Source organism: Elioraea sp., from assembly GCF_051860475.1.
Lineage (GTDB): Bacteria > Pseudomonadota > Alphaproteobacteria > Acetobacterales > Acetobacteraceae > Elioraea.
Window position 1 is genome coordinate 1 of sequence record NZ_JBHYDW010000245.1, and the last position, 3479, is coordinate 3479.

The following is a 3479-nucleotide window of genomic DNA, read 5'->3' on the forward strand; positions in this document are numbered from 1 at the left end:
CGGCCCCCTCGCGGCCGGCGCGGCGCTCGTCGCGCGTCAGCCGGTCGGCCAGCACGCGGTCGAGCTCGGCGGCCAGGCCGAGCGCGCCGGCGCCGGCATGGCCGCGGCGGTCGCCGCCGGGCAACACGGCGCGCTCGGCGACGGCGCCCATCGGGCGCCAGGTCTCGCGGGAGAGGTCGGGGCGGCGCGCCATCGCTAGGTCCTCGTCTCTGTGGTCGGGGCTTGGTGCCCCCGCCCGTCAGGCGCTGTGCCTGCAACGGATGGATCGGTCACGGTCGGAACGGTGGTCATGAAACTCTCCTTCGGAACGAAGCGAACGGCTCAGCGATGCGCGCCACCAGGCCGGAGGGCGCCGAGGATCGCGACCGCGTTGTCGGCCGCGGCGCCCCCCGCGGCGCCCTCACTGGCCGGCGGCGCAACGCTGATGCCGGGCAGGCCGAACATCCCGGCGCGCGACGCCTTGCGCACCGCCGCGTCAAGCTGCGCCACGCCCGGGTTGTTTCGGTGCAACCATGCATTGATCCATGCGCTCGTCAGGGCGGATGCCAGGGTCGGCCTCATGGTGCCTTCTCCCCCGCCTCTGCCTCGGCGTGACGCCCGGCCTCGGCTTTCGCCCGCGCCTCTTCGAGGATCTGCTCAATAGCCTCGCTCGGCCCCTGCGGCGGCGACTCTGCGGGCGCCAGCTCGGCCGCAGGTGGCGGCGATCCGCCCTTGCCCGGCTGCGTCACCATTGCCCCCGCTCCGCGGCATGCCACGCCAGCACGGCCTCCACGGTGCCCGCGAGCTCGGTGAGCACGCGCCCCGTGTAGCGCGCCCCGAAGGGATGCGTGCTGTTCGGGATGCGCAGCACGTCCGCTGTGCGCTCGCCGAGTGCGCCCCGCACCTGGTCGTCCTGCGCGTCGAGCGCCGGCTTCAGCTTCGGCGACACGCGCGCCAGATCATCGGTCCGGGCACGATACGTTGCCCATGCGGACAGCAGGGCGCGGCACGCATCATCCACCGCCGCCGCCGCCGCCATGCGCGCGGCGGCGTGTTCCCGCACCTGCTCGCGCAGCGCGTCGGCCGCCTCCTGGGTCGCAACGTCGCGCAGCCGATCGAGCTCCCGCGTCAGCGCCGCCGCGGCCTCCTCGGCGTCGGCGAGCTCCTGGCGCTTGCGGGCGAGCGTGTCGGTGATGTTCTTCACCGCCGCGTCGGCAACCGGCGCCTCGCCGATCCCGAGCGCCTGGCGCCGCACCGCCTCCGCACGCCCGGCTTCGGCGGCCGTGACCGCCTGGCGCAGCTGCGCGATTCTGGTCTGACTCTCCGTCAGCAGCCGGCGCACGCGGGCGGTTTCGTCCCTCGTGCTCGGCTTGATCATTTCGGCAACAGTCATGGGAAGCTCCGTGTGGTTGGGTTGCTCACGTCCGGGCGCCTAGCTGGCGTGCTCCGTCTCGTCGTCGCCGGCGAGCGCTGCCGCGCTGAACGCGACCAGCTCGACGCGCCCCTGTCCGGGCACGCTCCGGCGGAATGTGCGGCGGCGCTTGCCGGCGCGCGTCTCGGTCAGCAGCAGCCCGGCCTGGTCGAGCCGCTCGCGCGCCTCCTTCTCGTGCAGGCCGAGCGGCTTGCAGACCTCGTCGGCGAACAGCTGCGGAATGAAACCGAAATGCCAGAGCTGCACCCCGGCGGCGTTCGGCTCGCTCCACTTCCAGCCGAGCCGGTTCTGCACCCGGAGGTCAGCCGGCACCGGTTCCACAAGCCCCCCGTCGTGATCCTCGGTCGGCCGGATCGCCTCGAACCGCGCCGCGTGCGCGCCGATCGTCGCCCGCACGCGAGCGATCAGGGCTGCGGTCTCGCCCGCGCCGATCGTGCCGCGCGCGTCGAGCCAGTCGCCGAACACCCGCGCCGCCGCCGCCTCGCCGGTGCCGGCGGGCCAGGGCAGCACACCGGCGGCGGCGGCGAGCTCGCCGGCGAGCGCGACCAGGGCGAAGCGCTGCGCCACCCGCTGCACCTGGCCGTCGGCGCCGGCGGGCATGATCCGCTTCGCGATCGCATACAGCCGCGGCCGCGCCTCCTCGTCGATCCACGCCGGATCGGCCACGCGCGCGGCGAGCCAGGCGCAGAAGGCCGGGCCGGCCGTGCCGTGCAGCTGCGACGTGGCGAGCTGCACCCGCTGGGCGAAGCTCGCCGCGTCCGACTCCCCGTGCAGCTGCTCGAACAGGCCGAGGCCGGCGCGCGCGTCGGCCGGGATGTCGGGCAGGCGGGCGAGCTGCCCGGCGGCGGCGTGCCGGCCGCCCTGCGCCATCATGTCCCCAAGGGAAAGTTCCCCGGTCGAGAGGAACAGCGTCGTCCAACTCGGCGTGCGGTGCAGGCCGCGCCGGTCGGTCATGCGCTGCTTCCCCTGCCCGCCCGAGAGCATGTAGCAGATGGCGCCGATGTCGCGCGGATCGGCCTCGCCGATCTCGTTGAGCGGAAGCAACGTCTGCGAATGGCTCGCGGCGATCAGCTCCAGCGCGTTGGCCGTGCTGCGCCATGACCGCATGAACCGCTGCGGCCCGATCGGGCTGCCCCACACCGAGGCGGCGGCGGCAAGCGCCGTGCTCTTCCCGCGCGAGCTCTCCCCGCGCACATGGAACCCGCCCCCTTCGAGGCCGAGCGGCTCCAGCAGCGGGCCGGCGAACGCGCAGCCGAGCGCGAAGATCAGGCGCGAGTTGCCGAGCGCGAGCGTCGCCACCGTGCGCTGCCAGTCGGCAAGACTGCCGGCACGGCGATACACCTCGGGCAGCGGATCGAGGTCGAGCAGCACCTGCTCTCCATCGGGTGGCGTGCCGAAGGTCTCGCCCGGCAGCACGAAGCAGGCGCCGCCGACGGCGGGAAAGAACCACCCGACTTCGTAACGGGTGCGCGCGAGGCGGACCGATGTCACACGCGCGAGGAACTCGGTCAGCGCACGGCGCGCGCCGTCGCTGGTGGCGATCGCCAGCCCGCGCGAGGCGAGCCGCGCGCGCACCTCGGCGGCGTCCGACGCCAGCAGCGCGCGCGGCATAATCCACCGATGGGTGCGGCGGTCGCGGTCCTGCCAGGACAGCAGCAGCCCCCAGCCCTCGCCGTGCCGGTCGCGCGTCTCCGCCAGCACACGGAACGGTCCGCAAAGCCACTGATCCTTCCCCTTGGTCGGATCGGCCGCGCGGCGCCACAGCCCGTTCGCATCGAGCCGGAAGCCGGCCGGGAGGAAGGTCCCGTCCGCGTCCGCCTGGTCGGCGCGCAGCGACACCACCTCGGCCGCCGCCGCGCTGTCGATCGCCGCGCGCACGCTCTTCGCCCCGCGCTTGCCGGAGCGCTTGCGCGCTTCCTCCAGGTCGATCGGCGGCGGGCCGGAATCCTCGGTCATGCAGCCTCGTCGGGGTGCCGTTCGATCGCCTGCTGCCAGGCGTTGAAGTCGGCGAAGTCCGCCGGCGGTCGCGCCACCCGCACGGTCCGGCCCTCGCGTGTGAAGCGATCGA

Annotated in this window: 5 protein-coding genes; all 5 read right to left on the reverse strand. The window is 74.4% G+C overall.

All coding sequences use genetic code 11. The features are described 5' to 3' along the window. Nucleotides 1-193 (reverse strand): hypothetical protein (locus ACTIFU_RS23120; RefSeq protein ID WP_439580681.1); only part of this gene is annotated, 193 nt, incomplete at its 3' end. Nucleotides 194-321: 128 nt separating this feature from the next. Then, entirely contained in the window at nucleotides 322-561 is a 240-nt protein-coding gene (locus tag ACTIFU_RS23125) for a hypothetical protein (RefSeq protein ID WP_439580682.1), read from the reverse strand. Then, entirely contained in the window at nucleotides 558-731 is a 174-nt protein-coding gene (locus ACTIFU_RS23130) for a hypothetical protein (RefSeq protein ID WP_439580683.1), read from the reverse strand. Before ACTIFU_RS23130 ends, ACTIFU_RS23125 begins: the two co-directional genes overlap by 4 nt. After that, nucleotides 725-1372: a hypothetical protein gene (locus ACTIFU_RS23135; protein WP_439580684.1), complete on the reverse strand. Its 648-nt coding sequence runs from the start codon at nucleotides 1370-1372 to the stop codon at nucleotides 725-727. Before ACTIFU_RS23135 ends, ACTIFU_RS23130 begins: the two co-directional genes overlap by 7 nt. Before the next feature lie 39 nt (nucleotides 1373-1411). Beyond that, the gene (locus tag ACTIFU_RS23140) at nucleotides 1412-3367 is read right to left on the reverse strand and encodes a DUF927 domain-containing protein (protein ID WP_439580685.1); all 1956 of its coding nucleotides are present in this window, start codon (nucleotides 3365-3367) and stop codon (nucleotides 1412-1414) included. Nucleotides 3368-3479 lie beyond the last annotated feature (112 nt).

Bases quoted from the DNA above. Each gene is read 5' to 3' on its own strand.
- ACTIFU_RS23140 (WP_439580685.1), bottom strand. From the start codon at position 3,367: ATGACCGAGGATTCCGGCCCGCCGCCGATCGACCTGGAGGAAGCGCGC.
- ACTIFU_RS23135 (WP_439580684.1), bottom strand. From the start codon at position 1,372: ATGACTGTTGCCGAAATGATCAAGCCGAGCACGAGGGACGAAACCGCC.
- ACTIFU_RS23130 (WP_439580683.1), bottom strand. From the start codon at position 731: ATGGTGACGCAGCCGGGCAAGGGCGGATCGCCGCCACCTGCGGCCGAG.
- ACTIFU_RS23125 (WP_439580682.1), bottom strand. From the start codon at position 561: ATGAGGCCGACCCTGGCATCCGCCCTGACGAGCGCATGGATCAATGCA.